The organism is Lentiprolixibacter sp. (assembly GCF_982873095.1).
On record NZ_CEYNTP010000248.1, the window covers coordinates 1 to 4,035 of the forward strand.

At 50.4% G+C, this 4,035-nt stretch carries 1 protein-coding gene; it reads right to left on the reverse strand.

What is annotated here, in order from left to right; translation table 11 throughout:
* On the reverse strand, positions 1–4,035 hold a 4,035-nt coding region (gene sov / locus AC4E7D_RS12525; protein ID WP_490174126.1), incomplete at both ends, for a T9SS outer membrane translocon Sov/SprA.

Sequence of the window (4,035 nt, forward strand, 5' to 3'; positions counted from 1 at the left end):
TTGAATGTCTTTTTGAACCACTTGTTCCTCATGAGCCCGGTATACTTTATGTTCCAGTTCGGGATGGGGATCTCCCTGAAGGCATCAAGATTCACCCGGTTTACATCCTGACCCGAATAGGCGGCAAAGAAAGCAGGAAGCAACACCTCCTGATTAGTCTTCCCGTAACGTGTGGGAAAGCCATCGGCGTCCAGGCCTTCGTCGGGTTGTGACCGATCAGAAAGCAGACGGTTTGCGATCACAATCCTGTTCTCCTTAAATGTTTCGAAGTTGTCTGAAGACACCTCATCGCTCTTGTTGAAAAACGTCCCGATCATCAGGGTGGAAATGCTGAAATTGCCAAAAGTATTGGGCGTCTGCTGGATATACTCCCCGTCCTCAACCTTGAAGTTTTCCTGCAGGCTGCTGGTCAGCTGCCTGTCGGCCGTAAGGTCTATGGTAAGGTCTGAAGTCAGCTGGGCTGTGGCCGTAACATTGAGCTGTGTGTTTTTACGCCTGATAAATTGCTGGTTGAATTCCGGGAAGGTGGTCAGCCAGCCATTTCGTGCAGCTTCAAAGCGCACATCGGCCTGACTTCCGAATACGAATCCCAGGGTAGGCCGGGTAGTTCCAATGAAACCAATGGATTGCGTATAGCCTGGCAATACCTGCCCGTTATTCTCACTGTAGTTGATGTTTAACCGTTTTACCATGGTGAGCACATCTACCAGGGCATTTCCAAGGCCACTACCCTTTCCTGATTTTTGCTCTTCAGCGCCGCTGGGCAGGTTGCCTCCCTTATCGCGCCGGACAGGTTTGGCAGCTCCTTTCGTATCTCGTTTCTTCAACCCGATCTGATCATAGAACCTGGGCATGCTCAATGCCGCAGTGATGGTGTGGGTCTGCGCGTTCTGTATGGTATTGATGTCTTCACCGGTAACTTCACGTATGGCATCCCCGCCTCTCTGCCAGTCGAAATTACTGGTGTAGGTATATTGCGCATTGATAAAATCCAGTATAGGAATTTTACTGAAAGGCAGTTCGTAGTTCACCTGCATCTGCTGTGCATGCCTGTTGGGTTCCCCTACGTCAAAGAAGCCATCCCAGATTTCAAGGGTTTCATCAATAGGGGAATCCGGGTTGCCCTCTTCGGTGAAATAGTTGCGAATGATATTGTTGTTCGAAGCGGTAAGGTTGACCCTCAGCGATTTGGTCAGGCTGTAATTTAAAGCGTACTGCCAGTTAAAAAGGTAGTTGCGTTGTTGTAACAAGGGCAATTCCAGGCGCTCCACCCCGGGTTCCAGCACATCCCGGAAACGCTGCTGGTTCAGTTGGCGGTCGATGTCTGAACGGACAGACAAGCTGGAGGGCAGCAAGTTAAAGTTCAGGTCTTTCAGCCATTGCCAGTATTTCCCCCGGAACAGCGAATCGTTCTTGGCAAACGGGGCCACCGGGGCTGGTTTAAAGTTATGGTTGTACACAAACCCTGCCCGTACGTTTTGGTCACGCAACTGGGCCACCTCAAAATCCCGATGTTCGGTCTCGTTATAGGAATAATTGAAGGTGAAATTTTCCACATCAAAGAAATTGGCCTCTGCCTCAGGGCCCCTGTTCTTGCGGACCCCAATAAAGTTGATGCTGGTGCGTTTGGTATAGTCCTCTGCCTGTTCCTGGATTTCATCTGCCTCAGCTTGTGTAGCTGCTGCCGCTATCCGATCGTCCAGCTTCAGGTCATCGTAAACCGGGTCGAATTCCGGGGTAATCAGTTGTTCTGAAATGCCATAGTTAAATGGGATCTGAAGGTTCCACTTTTTGGGGAACAGCTGACCCACCTCAACGTTGGTGACCACGTCATAACTAACTGCATCTTCACGCAGGCGTTCATTTGGCATCTGATCGATCGCTCCGAAACCTGAGGTACTTTTACTTCCCGTTGCTGAAACATTTGCAAAATCCGCCATGTTGGCATCGATGGCGGCTACAGCTGCCCATCCCCCTTTATTATCCAGTCCGGCAAGACGCAATTCATTAAACCAAACCTCTGCCCTGGCCGGCACATTGTCTATATTCTTTACCCCCACCATCATGCTCCGGATACTTCCCAGGGAAGGATTTCCCCGGATCCCTATCCGAACACGTCCAAGCGTCCTTGGGGCAAATTCGGCTACAGGAACCACTTCCCCATCGATAATTTCATAAAAATTGATATCGCTGAGGGTCTGATCGGCAATCCCCTGGGATTTAACCTTGTTCAGGTCGGCTATGGCGATATTGAGTTCGTTAACATCCGGCCAGATCTGATCGGCACTTGCAGAACCGAAGGGTGTAAACTGAAGGGGTACCTCGATCTGATAGAAATTCTCTGAAAAGTCCGTCCCTATCCTGAGGAAGCCCACCAGTGGCAAGTCATCATTCAGGTAGTCAGAATCCAGTATTTTCTCCGCATGAAGGAACATCTTGATCCGCTCGTACTGGCGCACATCAATGTTCACATTTTTGAAAACCCCCCTGGAATCTTCAGGTTCGAGGTTTTCCAGCAAGAAGGACAGTGACTGTTCATTTTGCCTGATGATCGTATTGTTGTTGTTCAGCTGTTCCCTTACAACTCCTGGGGGCAGCACATAGGGAATGGGTATTCTGGAATTATTCTCTTCTATATTGACCGTATTCACATCCACCAGGGTGCCGTCATCTGCAGGATCGTCACCATTGGTTTCCAGGGATTTGGTATAGTTCCGCCAATCCCCCCTTACCAGGTCCAGGGTGGCAAAACGGAGTACAACGTCATCTGAAAAGCCGGTCAGGTACATCCGCATAAAACTTATGGAACGGAAGTCAGAAATACCCCCCACCGCATCTGTAAAATCGCTAAGCGGGATCTTGTATTGGATCCACCTGCGGTTCAGCTGGGAACCATTGGGCAGGTTTGGGGTAGTACCCTCTTTGATATCGGTTACGTATCTATCGTTAATCGTCGTATTGGGGGCAATAGGGATACGGTATTCGTAGTAACTGTTGATGGTGTTCATGGTCAGATCCCTGTCCACATCTTCCACATCGGGCAGGGTGGTAGAGCCCCGATTGGTGTTGGTTACGGTTACCGGGGAATTGCCATCCGGGTTGTTAAAATCATAATACCGCTCCAGGATGCCCCCCTCGCGGTTAAGGTAGTACTGATAATTATCCAGGGCAGGGTCTTCTGGCGGACCTGTGTATCCCTGTGCAGCTTCTTCGGCGTCATCAAGCCCGTCAAACCCAATGTCCTGTAACCCCCTGTTGGTCTCATCCGCGTCAAAGGCGTAGACCAGCGACTGGGTCGCAGGCACTTTTCCCCATACGGTAGCTGTGGTGAGGTCATTGCTGTTCACCCCGGGCAGGCCGTTTTCGTATTGTTTTCTTCCATCTTCCAGGATATCCTCGGAAATGTTCCCCAGGTTTATGACCAGTTCCCCGGGGCCAGTGGCTATGCCATCTACATAGGGATCCAGTACCCAGAACTGAACGAATTCCACGTTTGATTGCTCAAAGTTGGTACTGCTCAGGGAGCGCATGATCCCGGCCCATTTCTGGTCCGGCGTAAGGGCGGCGAAATTGGTGTTGGCATTGTACGGTCCCCTTTGGTTAGGATAATACACCAGGTCCAGGGTATTCTGTACGGTGGTCTGCCCCTGTGCCACATCAATTTGCGGAAATACCTCATCAATAAATACACGGCGGGTGGCGTTCGTCGAAATATCGTTATCCGAAACGGTTGCAGGCCGCTGGTTGGTATAAAAAATAGGGTCGATGGTATACCAGGCCATTTTTGCCCGTTCGTAGCCGGTCTCAATATCCGCTTCTCCGTCTACTTTAAACTCTTCCGGTGTACTGGCAAGGGACCAGCCCAGGGAAGAACGTATGTCGATCAGGGCCTGGGCACCTTCAAAATCATCCAGGTAGGTGGTCGTCTCTCCACGGAAATCTGCATTTTTGGGGGAGTTGGGCCGCAAAAAGGCCACTTCGCCCCGAACTGACACGTTGGAAGGTACATCCGTATCGATATTGGGCAATTTGTTT